This is a genomic window from Mesorhizobium sp. BR1-1-6, assembly GCF_020165355.1.
Taxonomy (GTDB): Bacteria; Pseudomonadota; Alphaproteobacteria; order Rhizobiales; family Rhizobiaceae; genus Mesorhizobium.
Window position 1 is genome coordinate 82,866 of sequence record NZ_JAIUHZ010000011.1, and the last position, 26,815, is coordinate 109,680.

Below are 26,815 nucleotides of genomic sequence, written 5' to 3' on the forward strand. Positions count from 1 at the left end.
GGAATCCTGAATGTCGAAAGGAAGTCTATGCGACTGCGTCCCCAAGCCCTCGCGGTGCTGTTCCTGTGCGCCACGGCCTTGCCGGCGATGGCGCAGGAATGTGGCGGCGACTTCGAAACCTGGAAGCAGGGCGTGGCAGCGGAAGCCAAGGCGGCGGGTGTCGGCCCTGTCGGCCTCGAAGCGCTCGAGGATGCCAGCTTCGACGAGAGGGCCCTGGCGCGCGACCGTGCGCAGGGCGTCTTCACCCAGACCTTCATCGAGTTCTCCAACCGGATGATCTCGGCCTACCGGCTGAAGCAGGGCGCGGCGAACATGAAGAAATATGCCGATATCTTCGCCCGCGCCGACCAGCAGTTCGGCGTCCAGGCGCCGGTCATCACCGCTTTCTGGGCGCTGGAGACCGATTTCGGCGCCGTGCAGGGCGATTTCCATACGCTCAGCGCGCTGGTGACGCTTTCCCATGATTGCCGCCGCCCGCAACTGTTCCGGCAGCAGCTGGTGCCGTTACTGGAATTGATCGACCATGGCGTGCTGCCGGCCGACGTCAACGGCGCCTGGGCTGGCGAGATCGGCCAGACGCAGATCCTGCCTTCGGATTATCTTGCCCGCGGCGTCGATGGCGACGGTGACGGCAAGATCGACCTGCGGGGCAGCGTGCCGGACGTGATTATGACCACGGCCAACAAGGTGCTGTCGCGCGGCTGGAAGCGCGACGAGCCCTGGATCCAGGAAGTGCGCGTGCCCGACGAGATGCCTTGGGACCAGACGGGCCGCACCAACAAATTGCCGCTGACGCAATGGGCGCAGTGGGGCGTCACCAATCCCGACGGCTCGCCGCTGGTCGACAAGGGCCTGAAGGCCGGGCTGGCGCTGCCCATGGGCCGCAAGGGCCCGGCCTTCCTCACCTACGACAATTTCGACGTCTATCTCGAATGGAACCAGTCCTTCACCTACGCGCTGACCGCGGCCAATCTTGCCGCGCGGCTTGCCGGCGCGCCACCGATCGACCCGCGCAATCCTGAACCAGGCCTCAACAACGAGCAGATGAAGGCTTTGCAGACCAAGCTGGAAGCCAAGGGCTACGATGTTGGCACGGTCGACGGGATCCTGGGCACCAACACCCGCGAAGCAATCCGCAAGGAGCAGACGCGGCTGGGACTGCCCGTGGACGGCTGGCCGACGCCGGAGCTTTTAGCGAAGCTGTGAATAGGGAATGAAGCTGTGAGTAGGGAATAGTGACGGACCCATTTCACTACTCACCACTCACTACTTAATCCGCCATCGTCTCCAGACTCGCCAAACCCACCGGTGCATCGCCCTCGTCGAAGGACGTCGCCACCTCGACGAAAGTGTCGGGATAGAAGCCGTTGAAACGGGTTCTCAGCGACAGCGAATAGGCGCCGATGTGGCCGATCTCGATCCAGTCGCCGGTGTCGACAGTTTCCGGCAGCCAGAACGGCCGCGACAATATGTCGACGGAATCGCAGGTCGCGCCGCAGACCTTGAACGGCACGATGGTCTTCTCGTCGCCATTGCGCGTGCGGATCGCCGGATCGGGAATGAAGCGTGCCGGCAGCGTGATCTTGCCGGTCCATGAATCCGATAGCGACGCCCAGATGCCGTCATTGATGTAGAGCCGCTTGCCCTTGCGCAACAGCACCCGCACGATCAGCGACAGGCAGCGCGCCACGATCACCCGGCCGGGCTCGGCCACCAGCGGCATCTGGTCGAACTGGTATTCCTTGAGGTCTCCAGAAAGCCGCGACATGATCTGGCCGAGCGACGGCATCGCGACTTGCTTGCGGTTGGGATCATGCCCGTATTCGGCCGGAAAACCGCCGCCGACATCGAGACCGGCCAGGTCGAAGGTCAGCCGGTTGCGCACCCAGTCGGCGGAAGCCAATGCCCTTTCGTAGGTGTCGGGGTCCTCGATCTGGCTGCCGACATGGAAGCACAGGCCGACCTTGTAGCCGGTGCGGTTCAGCCGTTCGGCGAGCTCGACCGCATAGGCCGGGCCGGCGCCGAACTTCTTCGACAGCTCGTAGGCCGCATGGCCCTTGGTCTGCACTCGAACGAACACGCTGATTGCGCCCGGGTCAATGTCGAGTGCCCTGACCACCCGCGTCAGTTTGGTGATCTCGTCTTCGTGGTCGAGCGCAATGACGCGGATGCCGTATTTCTCCAGCGCCAGCTTGATGTCCGACTGCGCCTTGACGGGATGCATGTAGAGCATCTCGGCATCGGCCGAGACCGCGCGCACGGCGGCGAACTCGCCGGGCGAGGCCACGTCGAAGGCGGAGACACCGGCCTCGACCAGCGTCTTCAGCACGATCTGCTCGCCATTGGTCTTGACCGCATAGGCCGTCTTGCCGGGGAACATGCCCATGAACTGCAAGGCATCGGCCTTCAGCACCTGCGGGCGGAAGCAGTAGACCGGATCGTCCGGGCGAAGCGCCAGTGCCGCCTCGCGGGCATTCTCGAATCGCTGCATGGACGAATCCTTGACCTAGCCTGCGCACAATTAATCCAAGCTAGCGGCCAATGAAAACAATTCTGTGTCTCTTGCGCCTGGCGGCAGGGCGCTAGGCTTGTCAGGGGAGACAGGCCATCGGGCAGGTTTCGGGTGGTTCTTGCCTGCGAACCCGATATGGCTTCTGTCTGGCTGCCTGCATTCGGCCGTCCGGGGAGGACGCATCACATGGCAATAGCCGCGACATCAGCACCGCGCGGACCGATGGCGCTCAAGGACTGGGCGCAGCTTCTGCTGCTCGGCGCGATCTGGGGCGGCTCCTTTTTCTTCGCCCGCATTGCCGCGGCGGAGCTTCACCCGCTGGTGCTGGTATTGTTTCGCGTCGCCATCGCGGCACTCGCTTTACAGCTCTATCTCTTCCTGCGCGGCCCATCCTTCCGCCTTGCCCTTCCTCATGCAGGACTGTTCTTCCTGCTGGCCTTCACCAACAACGTCGTGCCTTTTTCGCTGATCTTCGCCGGCCAGACTGAGCTTGGCGCCGGCGTCGCCTCGGTGCTCAATGCGACCACGCCGTTCTGGACGCTGATCCTCGCCAACGCCCTGACATCGGACGAGAAGCTCTCCTGGAACAAGCTGGCCGGCATTGCGCTTGGCGTCGCCGGCACGGCTGTGATGATCGGCCCCGGCCTGGTTGCCGGCCTCGGCGGCCCGGTCTGGGCCAAATTCGCGCTGATCGGAGCATCGTTGTCCTACGGCGTCGCACTGATGGTCGCCCGTCGCTTCAAGGGCGTGCCCTCGCCGGTCATTGCCACCGGGCAGCTGACCGCCTCGACCATCATCATGATCCCGGTGGTGCTGCTTGCGCACGGTCCCGCGGGCCTGTTCTCGGCCTCGCCGCCGGTCTGGGCGGCGGTGCTGGCGCTGGCGCTGCTGTCCACCGCCTTCGCCTATATCCTCTATTTCAACCTCGTCGCCTCGGCCGGCGCCACCAACGCCTCCCTGGTGACGCTGATCGTGCCGGTGAGTGCCATGCTGCTCGGTTTCCTGTTCCTCGGCGAGCGGCTGGAATTGTTCGAAATCGGCGGCATGATGCTGATCGGTCTCGGCCTGGTGACCATAGACGGGCGCCTGTTCATCCGCAGGGTAGCGCTGCCATGACATGCCAACGACACGAAGCCGCCATAATTTATTCACAGGTTCGTATCTGGTTTTTGCCTAGAAGTTTCAACGCCTAACGGCGAAAACGAGGTCGCAAACTCCACAATCGCGTCGCAATGCAGCACATTTTCCGCTTGCCTGTGGCACAAATGACCCTAGACTCCGGCCATAGCTCTTTAAGAGGAGGCTATGTCATGGGACTTACGAGGCCAATCAACGCATTGATGATCTGTGCTGCGTTTGCATTCATCGGCGCCCTCATTATAGGCGTTCTTCCCTGAACCCGCCAAAAACGGGGAAGACCAGCACCCAATAATCAACCAGTTTGAAAGGCCGGGTTTTTACCCGGCCTTTCTGCAACTCAAGCCCGGTTCAGGCGGCTGCGGAGCCAGCCACTTCCGCCTCATGCGAGCGGATGCCGATCATGTGGCAGACGGCAAAGACGAGGTCGGCCCGGTTCATCGTATAGAAGTGGAAATCGCCCACGCCCCGCTCGACCAGGTCCAGCACCTGCTCGGCCGCCACCGCCGACGCGACCAACGCATGCGTCTGCGGATCATTCTGCAGGCCGTCGAAACGTTCGGCCAGCCATGCCGGCACCAGCGCGCCGCAACGTGCCGAGAAATTGGCGACCTGGGTGAAATTGTGCACCGGCAGGATGCCCGGCACGATCGGAATGTAGATGCCGGCTCGACGCGCGCGCTCGACATAGCGCTCGTAGAGATCGTTGTCGAAGAAGAACTGGGTGATCGCCCGCGTCGCGCCATTATCGACCTTGCGCTTCAGCATGTCGATGTCGGTGGCGAAGTCGGGGCTTTCCGGATGCTTTTCCGGATAGGCCGAGACCGAGATGTCGAAATCGCCGGCGCTCTTCAGCGCACCGACCAGCTCGGCGCCATTGGCATAGCCGTCCGGGTGCGGACGATAGGCGGTGCCGACGCCCGCGGCCGGATCACCGCGCAGGGCGACGAACCGCTTCACACCCATCTCGGCGAATTCCTGGATCACCGCATCGACCTGAGGGCGCGGGGCGTCGACGCAGGTCATGTGCGCTGCCGGCGTCAGGCTGGTCTCCTTCAGGATGCGGCCTACGGTGCGTGCCGTGCGCTCCCGAGTCGAACCGCCGGCGCCATAGGTCACCGAGACGAATTTCGGCTTCAGCGGTTCCAGTCGGGTGACCGTGTCCCACAGCCTCGCCTCCATCTCATCCGACTTTGGCGGGAAGAATTCGAAGGAAACCCTGACCTTGTCGCCAATGTCGGGGCGGCGGGAAAAGCGGAACTGGTTCATCAGGCGATTTCCCCTATCGAACTCACTTTGGTCTGCTGGCTGTCATTGGCAGGATCGGCGATCAGCAGGCGCCGGTCGCGGCCAAGCCAGAGCTTGACCGTGAGCCTGGCCTCGGTGCCGCCGCGCGGCTCGAACTCCTGGGCATCTTCGAGATCAAGGCCCGCTTCGGAGAACCACTCGCCGATCTGCCGGTCGGAAAAGCCGAGGCGCATATGCGCGTGCTCGTCGCGCAGGAATTCCAGGGTATGCGGCGCGAAATCGACGATCACCAGCCGTCCGGAAGGGCGCAGCAGCCGCGCCGCCTCATGGATGGCGCGCGCAGGATCATCGAGATAATGCAGCACCTGATGGATGGTGACGAGATCGAAGGCGTCGCGCTCGACCGGCGGCGAGAAGATGTCGCCCTGCCGCACCTGAGCATTGGAGACGCCGGCCTTGTCGAGGTTGGCGCGCGCGACGGTCAGCATCTCGCGCGACATGTCGATGCCGATGCCGCGCCGGTAGAGCGGCGAGAATATCTCCAAGAGGCGTCCGGTGCCGGTGCCGAGATCGAGCATCGACTGGAACGGCCGCTTGCCGACGAGCTTCATGAGGGCTGCCTCGACCGCACGGTCAGGCACGTGCAGGGAGCGGATATGGTCCCAGCTTGCCGCGTTCTGCGAAAAATACTCCGCCGCGCGGTCCTGCCGCTTGCGCTTGACCGAGGCCAGCCGCTCGAGATCGCGCTCGACCTGCGGATCGGCGCCGCGAATGCCGGCGACCAGCCGCAGCACGAAGTCGCGCGCGGAATCCGTATCCGACAGCCGGAAGAAGGCCCACGACCCCTCCTGGTAACGACCGATCAGCCCGGCCTCCAGGAGCAGCTTCAGGTGGCGTGACACGCGCGGCTGCGACTGGCCGAGAATCTCGGTAAGATCGGACACGGTGAGATCACCGCGCGACAGCAGCGCCAGTATGCGCAAGCGGCTCGATTCGGCCGCCGCCTTCAATGTGTCCACCATGGTGTCGAGCGCGACATGCATCAGCGTATTCTCTTTGAAAAAGATATAAACATATGTTTATGTCGATTTTCACAGCCTTGCAAGCGCTATGTCGCTTCCGGACAAGAAAATGCCGCAGGCGTGATTTCTCGGTGCATGTCGCGCCTAAAAATGTGTAGCGGTTTCAGGGCAAGACATGCGTCAACAAAAAGATGGATAAAATCACCGGGCGGCGTGAGATGTTTGAGGTGCGGGAGGGTGAAAAAAGGCTCGAGATCGATCCGGCGCTGATGCCGGCGGATGGCGGCGTCGTCTTCATCGGCCGTATCGCCTCACCATGGACGACGCGCGAAACCTGCCCCAAGAACATGCGCGCGGCGCGCGAGACCGGGCAGCCGGCAGCACTGACGATCGACCCGCCCTACCGCGCCGGCCTGCAAGGGCTGGAGCGCACCAGCCATCTCGTCATCCTGTCGTGGCTCCACCACGCGCCGCGGACTCTGATCGTGCAGAAACCGCGCCATGCGGCTGAAGCAAAAGGCGTATTCGGCCTGCGCTCCCCTGCCCGACCGAACCCGATCGGCCTGCATGTGGCGAAACTGGTTGCGCTCGACCTCGCCACCGGGCGCATCGAGATCGACGCCATCGACGTGCTCGACGGCACCCCGGTGGTCGACATAAAACCCTATTTCGCATCGACCGATGCCTTTGCCGAGGCGACCATCGAAGGGCGCGACGAATGATGAAGGCGCCGACCGGCCGTCGGCGCGCCGTCGCCAAGGCGTTGACCGCGCTTCTGCCGCTGGCGCCCTATGCCGATATGGAGAAGATCCGAGCGGATGCCGGCTCCGTCCACATGAAGACCTTGCCGCCGACCATTGCCGTGTGGCTGGCGACGGTTGCCCATATCCGCCACGCCCATACCGACTACGAAAAGCTGCTCGCCGAAGGTTATGACCGCGACTCGGCGCGTTTCTTCGTCATCGAGCAGACCAATGTCGTACTTACCCGCTGGCGCGCCACCCGCCTGCTCGACGCCGACGACGAGGATGATTGAAGCTGTTGCCGGTCCGGCACGGCGCTCGGTAGCATGGCTGGCAGCTTTTCACTTCGAGGACGAACGACGCCGGATGACTGGCTCTATGCCCTCTGCCTGACACCGATAGCCTGTGATGCAAGGAGGTGCCGATGAGCCAGACCGCACAGGATACACGGCCGCTGCCTGTGGTGAGCGACCGCCACGTCGACCCGCATGCTTATCCCGACGGCATCGCCTTCCTCGACGGCCAGTACCTGCCGATGTCGCAGGCCAAGATCTCGGTGCTGGATTGGGGATTCCTGCATTCCGATGCCACTTACGACACGGTGCATGTCTGGAACGGCTGCTTCTTCCGGCTTGACCTGCATCTCGACCGCTTCTTCGGCGGACTGGAGAAATTGCGCATGACGATCCCGTTCGACCGCGATGGCGTGACGGAGATCCTGCACAATTGCGTGGCACTGTCGGGACACAGCGCCGCCTATGTCGAAATGCTGTGCACGCGCGGCGCTTCCCCTATTTTCAGCCGCGATCCGCGCCAGGCGATCAACCGCTTCATGGCGTTTGCCGTGCCGTTCGGCTCGGTCGCCAATCCCGAGCAGTTACAGCGCGGCCTCAATGTCGCCATCAGCGACAAGGTGCGCATTCCGCCGGCCTCGATCGACCCGGCGATCAAGAACTACCACTGGCTCGACCTGGTGCACGGCCTTTACGATGCCTATGACCGCGGCGCCGAGACAGCGCTCATTCTCGACTTCAATGGCAATGTCGCCGAAGGTCCGGGCTTCAACGTCTTCTGTATCAAGGACAACAAGCTCTCGACGCCGGCGATCGGCGTGCTACCCGGCATAACCCGCCGCACTGTCTTCGATCTCTGTGCGCTGGAAGGCCTCTTCGCCACCCCGGCGGACGTCAGTGTCGCGGCATTGCGCGAGGCCGACGAGGTCTTCATCACCTCTACCGCCGGCGGCATCATGCCGGTCACGATGATCGACGGCAGCCCAGTCGCGGACGGCAGGCCCGGCGCGATTACCGGCCGACTGATGGCGCTCTATTGGGACAAGCATAAGGATCCGGCCTTGGTCGAGCGCTGTACGCTACCCCTGACCGGTCGCCGCTCCCGTCCAAATAATTCCGCCACCGCCTCTGGAAAGTCGCGGGACGCACCGTATATGGCACAAAGCGGAGAGGCCTCCACTTATCTCTGAAAAAATTCCAGCTTGCACGGGCAAGGACTTCATCATGACAAACAAGGTTTGGTTCATCACCGGATCGTCGAAAGGTTTTGGCCGGGTCTGGGCCGAGGCCGCGCTCGCTCGCGGCGACCGCGTCGCGGCAACCGCCCGCGATGCCGGCACACTCGCCGATCTCGTCGAGAAGTATGGCGACAACATCGCGGCGATAAAGCTCGACGTCACCGACAAGAAAGCCGTCGATGCCGCAATCACCGGGGCGCACAAGCGCTTTGGCCGGCTCGACGTCGTCGTCAACAATGCCGGCTATGGCCATTTCGGCGCCATCGAGGAGGTCAGCGAGCAGGAAGCCCGCGACCAGATCGAAACCAATGTGTTCGGCGCGCTGTGGGTCACCCAGGCCGCCTTGCCGATCATGCGGGCGCAGCGCTCCGGCCACATCATCCAGATCTCTTCGATCGGCGGCGTCAATGCCTTCGCCTCGCTTGGCCTCTACCACGCCTCGAAATGGGCGCTGGAAGCTTTCAGCCAGTCGCTGAGCCTCGAGGTCGCCGAGTTCGGCATCCATGTCACGCTGGTCGAGCCCGGCGGCTTCTCCACCGACTGGGCCGGTCCGTCTGCAAAGGTCTCGAAAGCGCTTGACGCTTATGCGCCCGTCCGCGCCGCCATGGCGGAGCGCCGCAGTCGCGCCGTGGCCGGCGATCCCGAGGCCACCGGACCGGCGATGCTGGCCATCGTCGACGCGGCCGAGCCGCCTCTCAGGGTATTCTTTGGCGACGGCGGGCTGCCGATGATCAAACAGGAATACGCCAATCGCATCGCCACGTGGGAAAAGTGGGACCACGTCTCGGTCATGGCGCAAGGCGCCAACAAGAACCGCAACGCCTAGTCGGATCACTCAGCCCACGCCGTTTCGAGCGGCGGCGTGGCTGCCTCGTCAGGCGCGATAAATCCACTGCTCGGGCACCCGCACGGAGATTTCCTCGCCGGACCTGACGACGCCGGGCTTCTCGACCCAGGCGACAAGGCCCCGCAGCCGCTTGGCGGCTTTCGGGAAGAGCAGCGCGGTGGCGTCGCGGTCCGCCGCCCGGACATGCTCGGAGATCGAGTGTCCGGCGACGCGGCATGGCTTGTTCTGGGCATCGATCTTGACCGTCACGCCGCCCTTGAAGAACAGCAGCGAGCCGGATGGCAGCATCGAAAGATGCGGTATCCCTTCGATCAGCAAATTGGCGCCGATCCACTCAGGCTTGATCTCCTTGAGGCCCATGCGTTCGGCGACCAGCGCGAGTTCGTCCGCCGACACCAGCGACAATTGTCTCTCGTTGCGCATCTCGGTGCCGCGCTGATACCAGGGTTCGCGCCCGCCGGAGCGTCGCGTTATCCCGGCATGAAAATCGCCCGCTATGCCGTCGAAGCCCAACTGCAATTCCTCGACCGCCTTGGTTTCGAAATGGTCGAACGGAGCGGCATAGAGCGCCGCCGCTCTTGCCGCCAGCTTGCGGCCCGGCACGATGTCGACCGTCAGGTCCGCCGGAAAAAGGTCGAGGTTGGTTTCCTGCATCAGTCTCGTCTAGAGGCCCTCCGCAACGCGGTCCAGTCGAAAGCGCTGATGATCCGATCACGCCGTTTGATGCCGATCACGACTTTCTTACCGGAAACGCCGTTGCCGTCCTCAGCGCGCCGCATTGCCGCCGCGCCGCGGGCATAGACGATGGCGCCAGATCGGGAGGAGGTTCGGGTCATGCAGGTGGGACACGCCGTTGCCGCGCTCTGGTTGTTCTGGCTGGTATCGTGGATCCTTGCCGCATCATGGGCCGATCCCGTGCGCAAGCGGGCGGATTTCAGGGCGGAGGCGCGATATCGGGTTCTCTGGCTCGCCGGTACCGTCCTGCTGTTCGTTCCGGCGCACGGCTATGTGGGTCGGCTTCGGCTCTGGACGCCGACGCTCACCCAAGCCTGGATTTGCGTCGCCCTGATCGCCATCGGCATCGCCTGTGCATGGTGGGCCCGCCTGCATCTCGGCCGGCTGTGGTCCAGCACGGTAACGGCCAAGGCCGATCATCGCATCATCGACACCGGCCCTTACGCGCTTGTCCGTCATCCGATCTATACCGGCCTGCTGCTTTCGGTCCTCGCCACCATGGCCGTCAAGGGCACGGTATGGGGCGTCGCGGGCGCCGCCCTGCTGCTTGTCGGGATCGTCATCAAGGCGAGGCTGGAGGAAAGTTTCCTGCGCGGCGAGCTTGGGCCCGCCTATGACGATTACGCGCGCCGCGTGCCGATGCTCGTTCCCTTTTCGCCGGCCTGAAGCGGCAAGCGCGTCCTACAGCATCCGCAGCAGCGCGCCGCCGATCGAATACCCCGCGCCGAAAGCGCAGATCAGCCCGAAGTCGCCCGCCTTCATGTCGGCATGGTTCTCCGACAGCGCGACGATGGCGCCGGCGCCCGCCGTGTTGCCGAGACGCTCCAGCACCATGGGCGCGCGGTCATGATCGACCTCGTGGCCGAATGAGAGTTTCAGGATCATGGCGTTCATGCGCGCATTGGCCTGGTGCAGCCAGAAGCGTCGCACCGCCTGCGGCGTCAGGCCGTGCTCGGCCAGGAACTCCACGATGAATTTGTGCCCAGCGACGGTGACTTCCTTGAACACCTTGTTGCCGACCTGCTTGATCAGATTGCCCTCCAGATCGATCCTGTAGGGATCGTCCTGTGCGGTGCGGGTGTGGTAGCCGAGATTGGTGCGGATGTTGTTCGACATCTGCGTCCAGATGCGCGTGTCGAGCACTTCGAAACGTCCCGGCCGTTTCTCGCCGAGTGCCAGCCCTTCGACCACCATCGACACCGAGGCGTCGCCGAAGATGAAATGCGTCTGCCGGTCGCGGAAATTGAGATGGCCGGTGATGATCTCGGGCGTCGTCACTAGGATGCGCTTGTGGGCGCCCGCACGCACGAGATTGACCGCCATGTGCAATGCTGCCGCGGCAGAGGAACAGCCGAGCCCCATGTCGAAGCCCGCCCCCTTGGTGCCCAGGGCCTGCTGCATCTCGATGGCGATCGCAGGATAGGGCCGCTGGTGGTGCGAGGCCGAGCAGATCACTAGGTCGATATCGGAGGGCAGCAACCCGGCATGGTCAAGCGCCTTGCGGGCCGAAGCGATGCCGAACTCGGCCTCCAGCGACAGCGCATCGTCCGGCCGTGCGGGAATGCGCGGCGCCATACGGGTCGGGTCGAGTATGCCTTCGCGCTCGATCACATGACGGCTGCGCACGCCCGAGGCGTGGACGATGAAGTCGCTGTCCGATTTCTGCAGCAGCGGCTGGTCCGTGCCCGACCGGCGCGCGTTTTCCGTGTCGACCCAGCTGTTGAAACTGGCGACCAGTTCCTCATTGCTGATCTCTGGCTCGGGGATTTCGACGCCGATACCGCTGATGATGACGCGATGCATGTCCAGTCCGTCCCATCCGCAGGCGTTCAGGGGCTTTGATGTGGGCGTAAGGGAGGCCCGGCGCAACCCTTGTCGCATTGAGCCGGTTTATGCCAGCTTAAACCGGTTCCCACGTCCCCTCACCATGCGCACAGTTTGGTGTTAGTCTGTGAGTTGTTCCAGCATGCACCGTCGCGGCTGCACACGAACTGCCCCGGCTCCTCATCGACGTTGTCGTTCAAGCCCGCTTGGCGACAATGAAAATGCGCGGGAAACGCAACAGCACCTTGCCATTTGCGGTCTTGTTATAGGCCTTGGCGATCCTGGCCGTGTAGCTTTCGAGGAACAGCATCTTCTCGTCCGCATCGAGCGGGTCGACAAAAGGCTTCAAGCCCGTCGACTTCACCCATTCCACGATCGCCCCGGCGTCGGCCAGCGGATGGTTATAGACCGTGTGCCAGATGTCGAGCCGGTCCGAGAGTGGCGACAACAGATCATAATAGAACGACACCGGCGGCAGCGGCGCGCGCGCCGCCCCTTTCAGCTTGGCTGCGAACGGCATTTCGGCGGCGGTCTCGCGCATCAGCCTGTGGGAATCCTCGCCCATATTGTCTGGCATCTGCACGGCGAGCGCGCCGCCGGGCGCAAGAAACCCCATCAGCCGCTGGAAGACATCAGGATGTTCCGGCAGCCACTGGAACACGGCATTGGCGAAGATCACATCGACCGGTTGAGCCGGCGCCCATGTCGAGGCATCGGCAAGGTCGAAGCTGACATTGGGCAGGCGTGCCCTAGCCTTCTCGATCATGTCGGGAGACGTGTCGAAGCCGCTCACCTGTGCATCCGGCCAGCGCGCGACCAGAAGCTCCGTCGAATTGCCCGGCCCGCAGCCTATGTCGACAACCCTGCGGGGGAAGTCGACCGGCACCTGCGCCACCAAGTCGCGCGCAGGACGCGTGCGCTCGTCCTCGAACTTCAAATATTGGGCGGCGGACCAATCGGGCTTTGCTGGGCTGTTCAACGGTAAGACCTCGCGGCGGTTGCCACCTTCCATGACCGGCGCGACAAGCCGGCTATCCCAATTGGATGACGATCCCGTCGTCGCCGACCCGGAACCGCCACTGCAATAACGGCCCTTACCGCGTCAGCCTCTTATGCGTCATGCGGTGCGGGGCCGCCGCCTCCGCGCCCAGGCGGCGAACCTTGTCCTTCTCATACTCCTCGAAATTGCCTTCGAACCATTCGACATGCGCGTCGCCCTCGAAGGCGAGCATGTGGGTCGCCATGCGATCGAGGAACATGCGGTCGTGGCTGATGATGACAGCGCAGCCGGCATAGGCTTCCAGCGCGTCTTCGAGCGCGCTCAGCGTCTCGGTGTCGAGGTCGTTGGTCGGTTCGTCGAGCAAAAGCACATTGCCGCCGCCTTTGAGCATCTTGGCCAGATGCACTCGGTTGCGTTGGCCGCCCGAAAGGTTGCCGACCTTCTGCTGCTGATCGCCGCCACGGAAGTTGAAGGACGAGCAATAGGCGCGGCTGTTGACCTCGTGCTTGCCAAGCTTGATGACTTCGGCGCCACCGGAGATTTCTTCCCACACCGTCTTGTTCGGGTCCAGCGCGTCACGGCTCTGGTCGACATAGCCGAGCTTGACCGTCTCGCCGATGCGGATCGACCCCGCATCAGGCTTTTCCTGGCCAGTGAAGGTCTTGAACAGCGTCGTCTTGCCAGCGCCGTTCGGGCCGATGACGCCGACAATGCCGCCCGGCGGCAGCCTGAACGACAGGTCCTCGATCAAAAGCTCATCGCCGAAGCCCTTGGTGAGCCCTTCAACCTCGATGACGACATTGCCGAGGCGCTCGCCCGACGGAATGACGATCTGCGTGTCGGTCGGCTTGCGATTCTGCGACTGCTCGACCAGTTCCTCATAGGCCTTGATACGGGCCTTGGACTTGGTCTGGCGCGCCTTCGGCGAGGATTGGATCCACTCGCGCTCGCGCCAGATCGACTTCTGGCGGGCGTCGTCCTCGCGGCCTTCCTGGATCAGGCGTTTGGCCTTGGCGTCGAGATATTTGGTGTAGTTGCCCTCGTAAGGGATGCCACGGCCGCGATCGAGCTCGAGAATCCATCCCGTGACATTGTCGAGGAAGTAGCGGTCGTGGGTGATGATCAGCACCGAGCCCGGATAGTCGCGCAGGTGCTTTTCGAGCCACGCCGTGGTCTCGGCGTCGAGATGGTTGGTCGGCTCGTCGAGCAAAAGCAGGTCGGGCTGTTCCAGGAGCAGCCGGCACAGCGCCACGCGGCGGCGCTCGCCGCCCGACAGATTGGTCACCTCGGAACCGGCCGGCGGGCACTGCAGCGCGTCCATCGCCATCTCGACCTGCTGCTCGAGGTCCCAAAGGTTGAGCCGATCCATCTCGTCCTGGAGCTTGGCCGACTCGTCTGCCGTCTCGTCGGAATAGTTCATCATCAATTCGTTGTAGCGCTCGATGATGGCGGTCTTCCTGCCGACGCCGTCCATGACGTTTTCACGCACGGTCTTGCTGTTGTCGAGCTGCGGCTCCTGCGCCAGGTAGCCGACCGTGGCGCCTTCGGCCAGCCACGCCTCGCCCTGGAACTCCTTGTCGAGCCCGGCCATGATGCGCAGGATGGTCGACTTACCCGAACCGTTAGGACCGAGAATGCCGATCTTGGCGTCCGGGTAGAAGGACAGATGAACGTTATCGAGCACCTTCTTGGTGCCGTAGGCCTTTGACAGGCCTGATATGTGATAGATGAACTGGCGTGCCACGCGCGCTTTCCCTGAAAAACTGACTGATTTGTCGATCTGAATGGAGGTTGGCCGCTATGTAGGCGATGCGGAGCCGAACGGCAATCGCTTTCGCCGCATCGAACCGATCACAGGCCGCACAACAACGGGCGTTGGCGCCCCGGCCTGCCTGCCGGCTGGAATGAGCTCAGGACCTACTGGAACCCGATTGCGTCGACGGTTCCGGTCGGGCAACCGGCCTTGTTGGTCGGCACCGAGGCCAGCAGCAGGTCCTTGAGCGAGCTGTTTGGGCCGATCGGACCGGCAAGGCCAAGCGTCAACTCTCCGATCAGCCGCCGGCCGCTCGACGGATCGATGACACAGGAGACGCGCACGCGATCGCCGGCGCCGGCGCCAAAAGCCTGGTCGAAGGCGCCGCGGATCTGGTCCGCCGTCAGCTTGCCGCCGATGTTCTTGGCGAAGAGATCGCGCACCGCTGAGCCGTTCACCGCGCGCATCAGGCCGAGTGCGTCGGAAAAATACTCCTGCTGGTTCTTGCCGTAGCAGGTGCCGTGCTTGATCCATTCATGCCGCTCCAACTGCGAAGCGGTGCCCGGCATAACCTTGTCGAGTTCCGCGCGCGTGCCGGCGTCCAAATTGACAGGCGGAAGATCCTTCCAGTGCGCCGGACTGTCGTTGGCCTTGTCGCTGGCCGGTACCTGGCAATAGAAGTTCCCGTTCGGCTGCGGCCACAGGCCGTGCAAGGTGAAGTTGCTGGCATCGAATTCATTCGGGTTTTGTGCCTTGCATTCGCTCTTGCTGGACTTGGTCTCGCAAAAAGCCGGCTGCCAGCTCAGCGCGAAGACATATTCGGGTTTTCCCGACGCCGCCGGCTTGCCCTGCCCGCCGGGGGTCGCCGGCAGCGTTGCTGCGCTGCTGCCGGAGAGATGTCCGCAACTGACCTTCACCCAGCGCCGATCCGGATCTGCGCCCGGCACCAGAATGAGATAGTGCGTCGGCGCATCCTTGTTGCCCGCCAGCAGTTGATAGCTCTGTCCGGCATCAGTCGAGACATTGCCGGGATTCTTGCCGTTCTTGATGGCTTGCGTCGCCGGACAGGAGGCGTCGGCAACGAAGGTGCCACTCATCCTGACGTCGGCATGGGCCGCACCCGTTAACGATGCCGCCAACATGGCCAATCCGAAAACAACAGCAATGCGCATGGGGAATCCCTGGATGAAAAAGGTGGGCGACAGACTGAAGCTGTCTCCATGTCAGAATTGCGATATTCCACCGGCCAGATGCAAGAAACATCATCGCGAGAAATCCGGAATGGCGGATTGACGCTGAACCGGCCCCGGCGCAAACAAGGCCGGCGCCACCGAGGCGGGCCAGGGTGGAAATCACTGAATGTCATTCAGCCAGCAGCGCATGGTCCGTTCGCCGACCGGCGCCGACCTCAATCTTCTGGTCCGGCAGGCCGACGGCCATCCGCGCGCCGTCATCCAGATCAATCACGGTCTGGCAGAACATGCGGCGCGCTATGATCGTTTTGCCGATTTCCTGGGCGCGCGCGGCTTTAGCGTCTATGTTCACGATCATCGCGGCCATGGCGCAACGAAGGCGCCCGACGCACCGCTGGGCAGGTTCGCGCATGAGGACGGCCCCGCCAAGGTCATCGCCGATGTCGGCGCCATCCATGATCTCATCGCCAGGGAGCAGCCGGGCCTGCCCGTCATCCTGTTCGGCCATTCGATGGGCGCGTCCGTGGCGCTGAACTTTCTCCTGGCCCATTCGAACCGCGTTCACGCCGCCGCCATCTGGAATGGCAATTTTTCAGCTGGCCTGCTCGGGCAGGTGGCGCTCGGCATCCTTGCATGGGAAAGGATGCGGCTCGGCTCGGACGTCCCATCGCGCCTGCTGCCGAAGCTCACCTTCCAGGCCTGGGGCAAGGCGGTGCCCAACCACCGGACCTTGTTCGACTGGCTGTCACGCGACGGGGCCGAGGTCGACAAATACATCGCCGACCCGCTATGCGGCTGGGACGCCTCAGTGTCGATGTGGCGCGATGTCGTCCAGATGGCGCTCAATGGCGGCAGGGACGCAGCTTTTGCCGGCGTTCGGCGCGACCTGTCCGTCAGCGTCGTGGGGGGCGAAAAAGACCCTGCCTCGGATTATGGCAAAGGGATCATCCAGCTTGCCGGACGCATGCGCAAAATGGGCTTTTCGAATCTCGTTTCAAAGGTTTACAGCGAGACCCGCCACGAAAGCCTGAACGAGGTGAATCGCGACATCGTCATGGACGATTTCGCGGCATGGGCCGAGACGATCCTGACGCGATGAAGCGTTGGCCCATTGCAAGAGCCGTGACAGCGGCAATCTCTGTTGATAGAGGCTTTGGTTCCGACCAATTCTGGTGATTTATGGCTGAGCCCCCGCTGAAAGGCGTCCGCGTCGTCGAACTCGCCCGCATCCTTGCCGGGCCTTGGGCCGGGCAGTTGCTTGCTGATCTCGGCGCCGACGTCATCAAGGTCGAAAGCCCTGACGGCGGCGACGACACCCGCAAATGGGGCCCGCCCTTCGTAATGGGCAAGGATGGCGAGAACCTGTCGGCCGCCTATTACCATTCCTGCAATCGCGGCAAGCGCTCCATCGCCATCGATTTTTCGACACCGGAGGGCGCCGAAACCGTGCGCCGGCTGGTGGCAACGTCTGACGTGCTGATCGAAAACTTCAAGCTTGGCGGCTTGAAGAAATACGGGCTCGACCACGAGAGCCTGCACAAGATCAATCCGCGCCTCGTTTATTGCTCGATCACCGGCTTCGGCCAGGACGGTCCTTACGCGCCGCGCGCCGGCTACGATTTCATCATCCAGGGCATGGCCGGCATGATGTCGATCACCGGCGAGGCGGGACGCGAGCCGCAGAAGGCCGGCGTCGCCATCTCCGACATCTTCACTGGCCTCTATTCCGTCATCGCCATCCAGGCGGCCCTTCGCCACGCCGAAAAAACCGGCGAAGGCCAGCACATCGACATGGCATTGTTCGACACCCAAATCTCGGCGCTCGGCAATCAGAACCTCAACTATCTCGTCTCCGGCAAGTCGCCTGTGCAGATGGGCAACGCGCATATGAACATCGCGCCCTACGAGGTGCTGCCGGTCCGGGACGGTCACATCATCCTGGCGGTCGGCAATGACGGCCAGTTCGCCAGGTTCTGCGCGGTGGTCGGGCTGGACGAATTGCCCGGCAATCCCGATTTCGCCACCAATCCGGCCCGCGTCGCCAACCGGGCGGCGCTACGCGAGCGGATCGTCGAGGCGCTGAAGACCAAGGATCGCGACCCGCTGCTGGCCAAGCTGGAAGCGGCCAGCGTGCCGGCGAGCCCGATCAACACGATCGGACAGATGTTCGCCGACCCGCAGGCGATCGCGCGCGGCATGCGGCTCGATCTCGACGACGGCCATGGCAATCTTCTGCCCTCGGTTCGCGCACCGATGATCATGTCCCAAACACCGCTCGTCTATGAGCGCCCCTCGCCCCGCCTGGGCGAACATACTGACGAAATCCTTGCCGAACTGGAGAGAGCAAAATGAAAACCGGCGGACAATTGATCGTCGACGCGCTCGAGGCCAACGGCACCGACCGTATCTTCTGCGTGCCAGGCGAATCCTACCTCGCGGTGCTCGACGCGCTGCACGATTCGGCGATCCGCACCATCGTCTGCCGCCAGGAGGGTGGCGCCGCCATGATGGCCGACTGCCAAGGCCGCCTGACCGGCAAACCCGGTATCTGCTTCGTCACCCGCGGCCCCGGCGCCACCAATGCCTCCGCCGGCATCCATATCGCCATGCAGGATTCGGTTCCCGTGATCCTGTTCATCGGCCAGGTCGCCAGCCACGCCAAGCAGCGCGAGGCCTTCCAGGAAGTGGACTATGTCAGGTTCTTTGGCGACATCGCAAAATGGGTGGTAGAGATCGACGATGCGTCGCGTATTCCCGAATTCGTCACCCGCGCCTTTGCCGTGGCGACCTCCGGACGCCCAGGTCCCGTCGTCATCTCGCTGCCGGAAGACATGCTGACCAGTGTCGTCGATGCACCGGCCGCGATCGCCTACACCCCGGTCGAGACCAGCCCCGCCGAAGCCGAACTCGACCGGTTCGAGGCGCTGCTCAATGCCGCCAAACGACCGATCGCGATCCTGGGCGGCACACGTTGGGATTTCCAGGCTGTTCAGGAAATCACCCGCATCGCCGAGGCGTGGTCGCTACCGGTCGGCTGCTCCTTCCGCCGCCAGATGCTGTTCGATCATCTGCACCCGAACTATGCCGGCGATGTCGGCATCGGCATCAACCCGAAGCTGGCGACAGCAATCAAGCAGGCCGATCTGGTGCTGCTGATCGGCGGCCGCATGGGCGAGATGCCGTCCTCGGACTATACGCTGCTGAAGAGCCCCTACCCTGACCAGACGCTGGTCCATGTCCACCCCGATGCCGGCGAACTAGGCCGCGTCTACCGTCCAACGCTGGCGATAAATGCCTCGCCCGCCGCCTTCGTGCGCGCCTTCGCCAAACGGAAGGGACCGGCATCGCCGGGCTGGGCGGCGGAGACGGCAAAGCTCCATGCCGCTTATCTCGACTGGTCGACCCCACCGGAAAGCGGTCCGGGCGCCGTCCAGATGGGGCCGATCATGACCTATCTCGAAACGGTGCTGCCCGACGATGCCATCCTGACCAACGGCGCCGGCAACTACGCCACGTGGGTGCACCGCTTCCATCGCTTCCGCCGCTTTGCCACACAGGGCGCGCCGACCTCAGGCTCGATGGGTTACGGAACGCCGGCGGCGGTAGCGGCCAAGGCGCTTTATCCGGATCGCACCGTAGTCGCTTTCGCCGGCGACGGCTGCTTCCTGATGAACGGGCAGGAATTCGCCACCGCCGTACAATACGGGTTGCCGATCATCGTCATCGTCGTCAATAATGGCATCTACGGCACCATCCGCATGCACCAGGAGCGTGAATACCCCGGGCGGGTGGTGGCCACGGACCTCAAGAATCCGGACTTCGCCGCCCTGGCGCGTGCCTATGGTGGCCATGGCGAAACGGTGGAGAAAACCGCCGACTTCGCCCCTGCCTTCGAGCGTGCTCGCGCCAGCGGCAAGCCGGCAATCGTCGAAATCCGGCTCGATCCGGAGGCAATCACCCCGACCCGAACGATGACGCAGATAAGAGACAAGGCCTGAAAGTCGGTTTCCGGCAGGAGAAAGGGCGGCGCTGTCCCGCAAAGCTTTCGCAAGCAAATACGGGCGCGCGCCCCGAGCGACGTCGCGTTACATCGACGCCGCCGCCTTTTCGATCTGACCGCGGATCTCGCCGTCCTTGTTGGCCGCGGTGTGTATGTTGATTTAATATTTGCCGGCTTCCAGATCGGTCACCTGCGTATCGGTCAATGTCGCCGATCCCTTGATCGGGCTCTTGAGTTTTTTGAACGGGATTACGGGGTCCGCATTTTCCCCCTTCGCGGCCGGGCCATGAATATGTGCGGCCGTCGCCGGCCCGCTGAGGCCGGAGTATTTGACGTTCCAACTGAGTTTCTTCTTGGCGGTGTCAAAGGTGAATGTGGCGGTTCCCTTGCCCTTGGTGGTAACGGGTGGGCTCTGCTGGCTGCCATCGAGCGTCGCCTTGAACTTCATCATGTCGGCCAGGGCCGGCGACGCGAACAGGAAAGCGGTCGAAATGGCCAGCGCCGAAAGCGTCGGCAAGACGGTCTGTGTGCGCATGAAGAACCTCCGATTGGCTGTAGCATCCGCCGTGGCTCCCCGCACGCGCATGCCTCCGACGCAACGCTCGGCCGCCCCAATGTATCCAGGCACACGCTTTTGTGATTTGGCCGCATGAAAAAGGGGCGGTCGCCCGCCCCTCCAACATCGTCCATCAAGCCCCGTCACGAGGCCGCTTTGAGGCCTACTTGATCGCCTTGTCGGTGATCGCGGTGGTATAGGCGCCCTTCGGCTCCTTGGTGATGATCTTCTGGTCGAGCAACGCCTTGGCGGTACGCTCATAGGTCGCCGGGTCGAGCTTGCCGTCGGCATTGTCGATGAGCTTGGCGACTTCGCTCATCATACGCTTCTGGTGATTCTCGTCCTGGCCGCCACCATCCATGACGATCTCCGCCGCTTCGTCATTGTTGTCGACGGCGTATTTCCAACCCTTCATCGAGGCGCGCACGAAACGCACCATCTTGTCCTCGAAGGCCGGATCCTTGAGCTTGTCCTCCGAGGCATAAAGCCCGTCCTCGAGCAGGTCGTTGCCCATCGCCGAGTAGTTGAACACGGTGAGTTGCTCCGGCTTGTAGCCGGCGTCGATCAGCTGCCAATATTCATTGTAGGTCATGACCGAGATGCAATCCGCCTGCTTCTGAATCAGCGGCTGCACGTCAAAGCTCTGCTTGAGAACGGTGACGCCGTCCGGGCCGCCATCGGTCTTGAGGCCAAGCTTGTTCATCCAGGCGTAGAACGGATATTCGTTGCCGAAGAACCAGACGCCGAGCGTGTGGCCCTTGAAGTCGGCTTCGGTCTTGATCGGGCCGTCTTTCGGACAGACCAGTTCCATGCCGGCCTTCTTGAACGGCTGGGCGATGTTGACCAGCGGCACGCCCTTTTCGCGGGCTGCCAGCGCGCCGCCCATCCAGTCGACGATGACATCGGCGCCGCCGCCGGCGATCACCTGCTCGGGCGCAATGTCGGGACCGCCCGGCTTGATGTCGACGTCGAGACCCTCGGCCTCGTAGAAGCCCTTCGCCTTGGCGACGTAATAGCCGGCAAACTGGGCCTGCGTGACCCATTTCAGCTGCAACGTCACCTTGTCGGCGGCCATTGCCTGGAACGCGGCCAGCGACATCGCGCCGGCCAGTACAGGAACAATCAGTCTTTTCATTTTTTCCCTCTGGAGTTAGTGCCCAAACCCACCGCCCCTATCCACCACGGACAGAGGGATGCCAAAACGTGACGGCTCTTTCGACAAGAGCGACCACACCATAAAAGACCGAACCCGCAAGGGCTGCAACTGCGATTTCGGCCCAGACCATGTCGATGTTCATCCGTCCGACTTCGGTCGAGATGCGGAAGCCCATGCCGACGACGGGCGTGCCGAAGAACTCGGCGACGATGGCGCCGATCAGCGCCAGCGTCGAGTTGATCTTCAGCGCGTTGAAGATGAAGGGAGCGGCGGCCGGCAGCCTGAGCTTGATAAGCGTCGGCCAGTAGCCCGACGCATAGGTGCGCATCAGGTCGCGCTCCATATGGCCGGACGCGGCCAGACCGGCGACGGTGTTCACCAGCATCGGGAAGAAGGTCATGATGATGACGACAGCCGCCTTGGACTGCCAGTCGAAGCCGAACCACATCACCATGATCGGCGCCACGCCGATGATCGGCAGCGCCGAGACCATGTTGCCGATGGGCAGCAGGCCGCGCCGCAGGAACGGCACCCGGTCGGCGAGAATGGCCGTGACAAAGCCGGCGCCGCTGCCCACGATATAGCCGAAGATAACAGCCTTGAAGATGGTCTGCCGGACATCGGCGCCAAGGATCGGCAGCGAACTGGCGATGCGCGCGCCGATGGCGCTCGGCGGCGGCAACAGGATGAACGGGATGCCGGCGCCACGCGTCACCGCTTCCCAGATGATCAGGATCCAGGCGCCGAAGATGGCGGGGATGATCAGGCGCAGCGCCGTGCGCATCCAGCTTGCGGTGGGGTGCAGTCCCGATAGCACCGCGACGCAGCGCCAGCCAAGCAGCCAGGCGGCCGTGAGCAGCACGAAATACGGCGCCAGTGCCGTGCCTTCGAAACCAGCGATACCTGAGATCAGCAGCCAGGCGACGAGGTGGGCGCCGACGAACAGTACGACCGCTTCCACAAAGCGCGAAATCCTGATCATCGAGACCAGGGCCGTCAGCATGGCAAGGCCAAACATCAGGCCCTTCGTTCCGAGATAGGGATAGTTGGCGCTGGTTGTCGGGTCCGCTAGCGCCGCCGCTTCCGGCTTCGACATGGCGCCGAGTGCGACCGCCATCAGGCACAGCACGATGGCCAGCACAGCCTGCCAGGAAGGCTTCAGCCGGTTCATGCCGGCCTCCCGCCCATGGCGCGGTCGACGAGGCGCCCGGCAATGCCGACCACCATGACCAGCAGCGCGGCCACGATCGAGCCCGCGACAAGCGCCGACCAGATGTCGATGGACTGGCTGTAATAGGCGCCAGCGAGCAGCTTGGCGCCGATGCCGGCGACGGCGCCCGTCGGCAGTTCGCCGACAATGGCGCCGACCAGACTGGCCGCCACCGCCACCTTCATCGAGGTGAACAGGAACGGCACCGAGGCCGGCACGCGCAGCTTCCAGAAGGTCTGTGCACGGCTGGCATTGTAGGTGTGCATCAGGTCGAGATGCATGATCTCGGGCGAGCGCAGGCCTTTCACCATGCCAACCGTCACCGGGAAGAACGACAGATAGGTCGAAATCATCGCCTTCGGGATCAGGCCGGTGATGCCGATCGCCGCCAGCACCACGATGATCATCGGCGCCACCGCCAGGATCGGGATGGTCTGCGAGGCGATGATCCATGGCATCAGGCTGCGGTCGAGCGTCGCCACATGTACGATGCCCACCGCGATGATGATGCCGAGCGCCGTGCCGAAGGCAAAGCCCAGCAGCGTCGAGGACAGCGTCACCCAGGCATTGTAGACCAGGCTGCGGTTCGAAGTGACGTTGCGCAGGAACGTGTTCTCGAAAAAGTTCACCGCCACCTGGTCCGGCGCCGGCAGCGTCGGCTTCGGCTGCGAGAGCGTCTTGCCGATGAACTCGACGGTGCCGGGCGTTTCGTTGGCACGTTGGTCGAGATCGCGCTGGAACGGCGTGTTGAGTATGACGGCGAAGACGTACCAGAGTACGACCACGCCGGCGAGGATGGAGGTTACCGGGATGACCTTTGAGCGGAAGGTGTCCATCTAGCGCCGCCCTTCTCCTCTCCCCACCGGGGAGAGGGTGGCCGGAGCGAAGCGGAGGTCGGGGGCCCTTGCCTTCGTCATCCTAGGGCGAAGCAAGGAGCGAAGCGACGCGGCGCAGACCCTAGAATCCATGCCGTTACCTCTCCGCTCCGCGACCATTCGGAATATGGCTCCCTCCGCGCCGCTTAGCCTGCCGAATATTCTCGACTGTTTGCGCCTTTCGGCAGGCGTCACGGCATGGATCCTAGGGTCTACGTATGCCGCTTCGCGGCTACTCCGCCCTAGAATGACGAAGGCGTAGGTGGCCGCTCCTTCGTGAGGTGGAGGCGCCTTTCGGGGCGCTGCCGCGAGTCCATCCTGCCCCCGCTCAATCATCATAGCTGTGCCCTGCCCTTAAGCCGTCTCGCACCCGTGCGGCGATCGCCAGGAACTCCGGCGTCTCGCGGATATCGAGTGGCCGCTCCTTCGGCAGCGTCGATTCGATGACGTCGCTGACGCGGCCCGGGCGCGGCGACATGACGACGATGCGCGTCGATAAATACACCGCCTCGGGAATGGAGTGCGTGACGAAGCAGATGGTCTTGTTGGTGCGCGCCCACAATTGCAGCAATTGCTCGTTGAGATGGTCGCGCACGATCTCGTCCAGCGCGCCGAACGGCTCGTCCATCAACAGAAGGTCGGCATCGAAGGCGAGCGCGCGAGCGATCGAGGCGCGCTGCTGCATGCCGCCGGAAAGCTGCCAAGGATACTTCTTCTCGAAGCCGGAAAGGTTGACGAGATCGAGCGTGCGCCTGATCCGCTCTCCCTGCTCCGCCCCGGACAGACCCATGATCTCCAGCGGCAGCGCGACGTTGCGCTCGATGGTGCGCCAGGGAAACAGGGCGGCGGCCTGGAAGACATAGCCGTAGGCGCGTTTCTCGCGCGCCTGTTCTGCTGTCATGCCGTTGACCGAAATGGTCCCCGAGGTCGGCTTCTCAAGATCGGCGATGACCCGCAGCAAGGTCGTCTTGCCGCAGCCCGACGGCCCGATGAAGGAAACGAACTCACCCTTGCCGATGGTCAGGTCGACATTGGACAGCGCCTGTACCGGCCCGTCATTGGTCTGAAAGGTCAGGCCAAGCTTGCTTGCCGCGACGACGGCTGGCGAAATCCCCGTCATCGGCCGCGGCCTGCCTGTTCCTGCCCCTTTAGTGCCGGCCCGATTCCGATTGCTTCTATCGCGATGTTGTTTTCCACTCGCCCAGTCCCATTGGTCTTGTTCCACTCATTCGACGCCCGGAGTTTCCCCGATGTCGCCTCAACCCACTTGCCATCTTATCCGCCCTGAAAGCTCTTATGAAGGCAAGCAGGGATTGACCTATTTCGCCGGTATCGCCACCGAGTCGGTCGGCTCATCTGGTATCTGCATGCATGTGCTCACCATGCCGCCCGGCGCCCGCGCTAAGGCGCATCTGCATGAGAACCATGAAACGGCGATCTACGTGCTCTCCGGCGAGGTCCATACCTGGTACGGCGACCGGCTTGAGAACCACATCGTCGCCAAAGCCGGCGACCTCTTCTACATTCCGGCCGGCGTGCCGCATCTGCCCGCCAATCTGAGTGGGGCCCCGTCTTCGGCCGTCATTGCCCGCACCGATCCCAAAGAGCAGGAAAGCGTCGTCCTGCTGCCGGAACTGGATGCATTGGTCGCCTGAAGCCGGCCTTGCGGGGCTAGGCGCCCATCGGCCAATTGCTTGAGGTTTGCGCTGCCCCTCATCGCCCTGCCGGGCACTTCTCCACGTATCGGGACGGGGAGAAGGACGATTTCGCGAAGGATTTCGCCAATTTCCAGCGTTGCCGGAAAGGGCGCCAAGATTGCGTTCAGTTCCCTTCTCCCCGTCCCTATACGGGGAGAAGGCGCCGGCAGGCGGATGAGGGGCAGCACCAACTTCGGCAATCATCGGCACCGGGAAACTTCCCCGCAGACGGTGCCGTCCTTGTCGGCGATCATCAGTTTCTTGGCGCTTTTCGAGCTGCGCAAACTCAAACCCCAGTCGCCGGAATGCCTGTCCGCTCCACCTTGCGCGGCGCGGTGATCTCCTTCCAGGTCGACAGTGCCCGGTTGACCGCCGCGTTCGGCTCGCGGCCGACGAACTGGCCATGGCCAGGCTTGGCCTTCACCTCGGTCTCCTCGATCGACAATTCGCCACGCGAGAAGACAAAGCGCGGCAAGCCGGTCACTTCGACGCCTTCGAAGACATTGTAGTCGATGACCGACTGCTGCTTCTTCGAAGAAATCGTCTTCTTGCGCTTGGGGTCCCACACGATGATGTCGGCATCCGCGCCTTCGACAATGGCGCCCTTTTTCGGGTACATGTTGAGGATCTTGGCGATGTTGGTCGAGGTTACGGCGACGAATTCGTTCATCGTCAGCCGCCCGGTGTTGACGCCCCTGGTCCACAGCACCGGCATGCGATCCTCGAGGCCGCCCGTGCCGTTCGGGATCTTGGTGAAATTGCCGACGCCGAAGCGCTTCTGGTCCGTGGTGAAGGCGCAGTGGTCGGTCGCCACCACCTGCAACGATCCCGCCTGCAGGCCGGCCCACAGCGAATCCTGGTGTAGTTTGTTGCGGAAGGGCGGGCTCATCACGCGGCGCGCCGCATGGTCCCAGTCCTTGTCGAAATACTCACTCTCGTCCAGCGTCAGGTGCTGGATCAGTGGCTCGCCGAACACCCGCATGCCTTTCTGACGCGCCCGGCGGATGGCCTCGTGCGCCTGCTCGCAGGAAACATGCACGACGTAGAGCGGCACGCCGGCCATGTCGGCAATCATGATGGCGCGGTTGGTCGCCTCGCCTTCCACTTCCGGCGGGCGCGAATAGGCGTGCCCCTCCGGGCCATTGTTGCCGGCGGCAAGCAACTTCTGCGAGAGCGCCGCAACCACGTCGCCATTCTCGGCATGCACCAGCGGCAGCGCGCCGAGCTCGGCGCAGCGCTGGAACGACGCATACATCTCGTCGTCGTCCACCATCAGCGCGCCCTTGTAGGCCATGAAATGCTTGAACGAGGTGATGCCCTTGTCGACGACGGTGGCCATCTCGTCGAACACCTGCTTGCCCCACCAGGTGATCGCCATGTGGAAGGAATAATCGCAGGACGCCTTCGAGGTCTTGTTGTCCCACATCTGCAAGGCCTCGAGCAGCGACTGCTGCGGCGACGGCAGGCAGAAATCGACCACCATCGTCGTGCCGCCGGCTAGTGCCGCGCGCGTGCCGGACTCGAAATCGTCGGCCGAATAGGTGCCCATGAACGGCATTTCGAGATGAGTATGCGGATCGATACCACCTGGCATGACATAACAGCCGGTGGCGTCGAACTCATGGTCGCCGTGTAGGTCGGAGCCAATGGCGACGATCTTGCCGTGCTGCATCAGCACGTCGGCCTTCCATGTGCGGTCGGCGGTAACGATGGTGCCGTTTCTGATGACTTTGGTCATTTTTCTCGTTCCCTTGTTCCTTCGCGCTTCTTGCGAGC

Annotated in this window: 23 protein-coding genes and 2 pseudogenes; 11 read left to right on the top strand and 14 right to left on the bottom strand. The window is 63.3% G+C overall.

All coding sequences use genetic code 11. The features are described from left to right. Positions 1 to 27: 27 nt before the first annotated feature. Entirely contained in the window at positions 28 to 1,206 is a 1,179-nt protein-coding gene (locus LB545_RS20660) for a lytic murein transglycosylase (RefSeq protein WP_140761227.1), read from the top strand. 64 nt (positions 1,207 to 1,270) lie between these two features. On the opposite strand, the gene LB545_RS20665 is transcribed toward LB545_RS20660, so the two are convergent. Continuing rightward, positions 1,271 to 2,491, bottom strand: a complete 1,221-nt coding sequence (locus tag LB545_RS20665) for an alanine racemase (RefSeq protein WP_140516626.1) — start codon at positions 2,489 to 2,491, stop codon at positions 1,271 to 1,273. A gap of 207 nt (positions 2,492 to 2,698) precedes the next feature. Between LB545_RS20665 and LB545_RS20670 the strand changes: the two genes are divergently transcribed. After that, positions 2,699 to 3,628 carry a DMT family transporter gene (locus tag LB545_RS20670; protein WP_224705751.1) on the top strand — a complete coding sequence of 310 codons (930 nt, stop codon included), beginning with the start codon at positions 2,699 to 2,701 and terminating at the stop codon, positions 3,626 to 3,628. 372 nt (positions 3,629 to 4,000) lie between these two features. Here the strand turns inward: LB545_RS20670 and metF are convergent, their stop codons facing one another. Next, the gene (gene metF / locus LB545_RS20675) at positions 4,001 to 4,918 is read right to left on the bottom strand and encodes a methylenetetrahydrofolate reductase [NAD(P)H] (protein ID WP_140521221.1); all 918 of its coding nucleotides are present in this window, start codon (positions 4,916 to 4,918) and stop codon (positions 4,001 to 4,003) included. Continuing rightward, positions 4,918 to 5,940: an ArsR/SmtB family transcription factor gene (locus tag LB545_RS20680; protein WP_140495166.1), complete on the bottom strand. Its 1,023-nt coding sequence runs from the start codon at positions 5,938 to 5,940 to the stop codon at positions 4,918 to 4,920. Before LB545_RS20680 ends, metF begins: the two co-directional genes overlap by 1 nt. Positions 5,941 to 6,137: 197 nt before the next feature. On the opposite strand from LB545_RS20680, the gene tsaA reads away from it, so the two are divergent. The 4 genes and pseudogenes from tsaA to LB545_RS20700 all read left to right on the top strand — a co-directional run bounded on the left by tsaA (position 6,138) and on the right by LB545_RS20700 (position 9,019). After that, positions 6,138 to 6,641 carry a tRNA (N6-threonylcarbamoyladenosine(37)-N6)-methyltransferase TrmO gene (gene tsaA / locus LB545_RS20685; protein WP_224705753.1) on the top strand — a complete coding sequence of 168 codons (504 nt, stop codon included), beginning with the start codon at positions 6,138 to 6,140 and terminating at the stop codon, positions 6,639 to 6,641. Further along, positions 6,641 to 6,955: a DUF2293 domain-containing protein gene (locus LB545_RS20690; protein WP_140495859.1), complete on the top strand. Its 315-nt coding sequence runs from the start codon at positions 6,641 to 6,643 to the stop codon at positions 6,953 to 6,955. The genes tsaA and LB545_RS20690 overlap by 1 nt, the downstream gene beginning before the upstream one ends. 131 nt (positions 6,956 to 7,086) lie before the next feature. Beyond that, positions 7,087 to 8,044: pseudogene (locus LB545_RS20695) on the top strand (aminotransferase class IV). A gap of 135 nt (positions 8,045 to 8,179) precedes the next feature. After that, on the top strand, positions 8,180 to 9,019 hold the full coding sequence (locus tag LB545_RS20700) for an SDR family oxidoreductase (protein ID WP_140557518.1): 840 nt from the start codon (positions 8,180 to 8,182) through the stop codon (positions 9,017 to 9,019). Between the two features lie 48 nt (positions 9,020 to 9,067). Here the strand turns inward: LB545_RS20700 and LB545_RS20705 are convergent, their stop codons facing one another. Continuing rightward, on the bottom strand, positions 9,068 to 9,694 hold the full coding sequence (locus LB545_RS20705) for an MOSC domain-containing protein (RefSeq protein WP_140557517.1): 627 nt from the start codon (positions 9,692 to 9,694) through the stop codon (positions 9,068 to 9,070). A 180-nt stretch (positions 9,695 to 9,874) separates the two neighbouring features. Here LB545_RS20705 and LB545_RS20710 point away from each other — a divergent pair, with 180 nt between their 5' ends. Then, the gene (locus LB545_RS20710) at positions 9,875 to 10,441 is read left to right on the top strand and encodes a methyltransferase family protein (protein ID WP_140557515.1); all 567 of its coding nucleotides are present in this window, start codon (positions 9,875 to 9,877) and stop codon (positions 10,439 to 10,441) included. Positions 10,442 to 10,456: 15 nt separating this feature from the next. Here the strand turns inward: LB545_RS20710 and LB545_RS20715 are convergent, their stop codons facing one another. From LB545_RS20715 to LB545_RS20730, 4 genes are all read right to left on the bottom strand, one after another. Next, entirely contained in the window at positions 10,457 to 11,578 is a 1,122-nt protein-coding gene (locus LB545_RS20715) for a beta-ketoacyl-ACP synthase III (protein ID WP_140559509.1), read from the bottom strand. Positions 11,579 to 11,795: 217 nt separating this feature from the next. Further along, the gene (gene tam, locus LB545_RS20720; protein WP_140559508.1) at positions 11,796 to 12,611 is read right to left on the bottom strand and encodes a trans-aconitate 2-methyltransferase; all 816 of its coding nucleotides are present in this window, start codon (positions 12,609 to 12,611) and stop codon (positions 11,796 to 11,798) included. Between the two features lie 82 nt (positions 12,612 to 12,693). Next, on the bottom strand, positions 12,694 to 14,343 hold the full coding sequence (gene ettA, locus LB545_RS20725; RefSeq protein WP_224705755.1) for an energy-dependent translational throttle protein EttA: 1,650 nt from the start codon (positions 14,341 to 14,343) through the stop codon (positions 12,694 to 12,696). 173 nt (positions 14,344 to 14,516) lie between these two features. Further along, positions 14,517 to 15,524: a ribonuclease T2 family protein gene (locus LB545_RS20730; RefSeq protein ID WP_140557505.1), complete on the bottom strand. Its 1,008-nt coding sequence runs from the start codon at positions 15,522 to 15,524 to the stop codon at positions 14,517 to 14,519. A gap of 187 nt (positions 15,525 to 15,711) precedes the next feature. Here LB545_RS20730 and LB545_RS20735 point away from each other — a divergent pair, with 187 nt between their 5' ends. The 3 genes from LB545_RS20735 (at position 15,712) to LB545_RS20745 (ending at position 19,543) form a co-directional block, all read left to right on the top strand. Continuing rightward, a complete protein-coding gene (locus LB545_RS20735) occupies positions 15,712 to 16,644 on the top strand; it encodes an alpha/beta fold hydrolase (RefSeq protein WP_140559507.1) in 933 nt (310 codons plus the stop codon). Positions 16,645 to 16,724: 80 nt separating this feature from the next. After that, positions 16,725 to 17,897, top strand: a complete 1,173-nt coding sequence (locus LB545_RS20740) for a CaiB/BaiF CoA transferase family protein (RefSeq protein ID WP_140557502.1) — start codon at positions 16,725 to 16,727, stop codon at positions 17,895 to 17,897. Next, positions 17,894 to 19,543, top strand: a complete 1,650-nt coding sequence (locus LB545_RS20745) for a thiamine pyrophosphate-binding protein (protein WP_140557500.1) — start codon at positions 17,894 to 17,896, stop codon at positions 19,541 to 19,543. Before LB545_RS20740 ends, LB545_RS20745 begins: the two co-directional genes overlap by 4 nt. 87 nt (positions 19,544 to 19,630) lie before the next feature. On the opposite strand, the pseudogene LB545_RS20750 reads toward LB545_RS20745, so the two are convergent. The 5 genes and pseudogenes from LB545_RS20750 to LB545_RS20770 form a co-directional block, all read right to left on the bottom strand. Continuing rightward, positions 19,631 to 20,080, bottom strand: a pseudogene (locus tag LB545_RS20750) (CHRD domain-containing protein). Positions 20,081 to 20,264: 184 nt separating this feature from the next. After that, positions 20,265 to 21,236: an ABC transporter substrate-binding protein gene (locus tag LB545_RS20755; RefSeq protein WP_140495139.1), complete on the bottom strand. Its 972-nt coding sequence runs from the start codon at positions 21,234 to 21,236 to the stop codon at positions 20,265 to 20,267. A 37-nt stretch (positions 21,237 to 21,273) separates the two neighbouring features. Continuing rightward, on the bottom strand, positions 21,274 to 22,428 hold the full coding sequence (locus LB545_RS20760; RefSeq protein WP_140580026.1) for an ABC transporter permease: 1,155 nt from the start codon (positions 22,426 to 22,428) through the stop codon (positions 21,274 to 21,276). Beyond that, positions 22,425 to 23,303, bottom strand: coding sequence for an ABC transporter permease (locus LB545_RS20765; RefSeq protein ID WP_140557479.1), 879 nt, complete (start codon positions 23,301 to 23,303; stop codon positions 22,425 to 22,427). The genes LB545_RS20760 and LB545_RS20765 overlap by 4 nt, the downstream gene beginning before the upstream one ends. Before the next feature lie 367 nt (positions 23,304 to 23,670). Then, positions 23,671 to 24,462, bottom strand: coding sequence for an ABC transporter ATP-binding protein (locus tag LB545_RS20770; RefSeq protein ID WP_140516662.1), 792 nt, complete (start codon positions 24,460 to 24,462; stop codon positions 23,671 to 23,673). Positions 24,463 to 24,592: 130 nt separating this feature from the next. Between LB545_RS20770 and LB545_RS20775 the strand changes: the two genes are divergently transcribed. Then, positions 24,593 to 24,997, top strand: coding sequence for a cupin domain-containing protein (locus LB545_RS20775; RefSeq protein WP_140495129.1), 405 nt, complete (start codon positions 24,593 to 24,595; stop codon positions 24,995 to 24,997). 328 nt (positions 24,998 to 25,325) lie between these two features. Here the strand turns inward: LB545_RS20775 and hydA are convergent, their stop codons facing one another. Continuing rightward, positions 25,326 to 26,777: a dihydropyrimidinase gene (gene hydA, locus LB545_RS20780; RefSeq protein ID WP_140557476.1), complete on the bottom strand. Its 1,452-nt coding sequence runs from the start codon at positions 26,775 to 26,777 to the stop codon at positions 25,326 to 25,328. Positions 26,778 to 26,815: the final 38 nt, after the last annotated feature.